Here is a 1,489-nt window from a genome sequence, read left to right as displayed (position 1 = left end):
CATTACATCTGCAATGAACTCGGCAAAGGGCACTATATTGCCGTCTACACTGGCAGTTTCCAGTGCAGTCATGTAATCATCGCGGCGTTCAACGGGTATAACCGTCCAAGGATAACCGCCAGCGGCCATCATGACATTCATCAAAAAGCGCCCTGTTCGCCCATTGCCGTCAATATAGGGATGGATATAGACGAATATAAAATGCCCAAGCACCACGCGAACGCCTGCGTCTCCTTCTGCTTCCAATAGTTCGAACAGGGCTGGCATGGCATCACGCACAGCTTCTATCGGTGGAGGGACATGCATTGAACGGCGGATATATACAGGTGCATTCCTGTATCCAGCTAAGTCGGACAGCTTTAGCAGGCCTGCCGTGATGCTGGGGGCAAATAACTCTCTGTACCATGTACCATGATCTTGATCCGCGATTTGGCCTGCATTTTTACCTTCAAGGCACTTCTGGACGCTGTTTTTAACTTCCTGAAATGCCTGCCAATAACCGCGTGCGGCAAGAGCATCTCGATGCTTTTTATCTTCCTCAATAGCGTCTGGGTTCCAAGCACCGGAACGGACGCGCTCGATAAGCTCAACACTGACGCGGTAGCCTTCAATTGACAAAGAATGATAAGCATCCGTGACATAGATTTCATCGACCTGTTTTAAGTAAGCTTCAATGTCATTCATGGGTGTTGGTGCTGGTAGTTTCCCGATCACGTCTTCTCGCATGGCTTGCCACATAAGTTTGATGCGCATTGCCATCGGAGAGTTTGCCCGCATATCCCCAATGGAAGGCCTTTTCTCTGTGAATGGATCGACCTCTCTTACATCGAAATCAGCGGCTTTCATTGTAGATAGTATGTCATCAGCGATACGGTCACGGCCAATATTACGAAATGCGCCAGCCAAGCGCCCTGCCACTTTGCTATGCTCCCCTTCTAAAAGAAGCCCAAGTATGTCAGACGAGTTCTTTATGAGGGCAAGGGCTGTGCGTAGTTCGGTTGGATGCTGTTGATAATATGTTGGTGAGCAAGCAATGAGGGAAGCTGGTAAAGAAAAAAGCCGCAAGCCTTCTTTAACCTCAATATCTTGTGCTTTTGGAATTGAGGCTTTCACCCCATAGAAAGACGTGTCGTGCGGTAACTTGGTAATGTCATTTCCAGCCTTTTTTGACCTGACCAGCAATTGTTTCGGCACCTGCATGTTGCCCGCGTGAATTTGTAATGATCTTTCAGGAGACAGGCACCAGTCATCGTTAAAGCGGGAATTCAGGTAAGAGGAACAAAAGCCCCAATAGGAAGCGTACCAAGCTGTACTTTCACCTGTTATATCGTCTGGTCGTGCAGGTATATACCAGCCTTTCATGACACTTTGTAGAAACCCATGCTTCATAAGGCGTTCTCGGTGGACGCGTGAGAGATCAGCAGAGCGTATAGCTACAATACCTTTATCTTGTAGTGCTTTTAGTACTTCTAATGAATTGGCTAGTTTT

Annotated in this window: 1 protein-coding gene; it reads right to left on the bottom strand. The window is 47.7% G+C overall.

The window, feature by feature from the left end; all coding sequences use genetic code 11:
• Positions 1–1,389 (bottom strand): Fic family protein (locus tag WH95_RS20035; protein ID WP_204247852.1); only part of this gene is annotated, 1,389 nt, incomplete at its 3' end.
• Positions 1,390–1,489: the final 100 nt, after the last annotated feature.

Origin of the sequence: Kiloniella litopenaei (genome assembly GCF_000982415.1) — a bacterium.
GTDB lineage: Bacteria > Pseudomonadota > Alphaproteobacteria > Kiloniellales > Kiloniellaceae > Kiloniella > Kiloniella litopenaei.
Note: the sequence above shows the minus strand (reverse complement) of the source record. Positions and strands in the feature narration are given on the sequence as shown.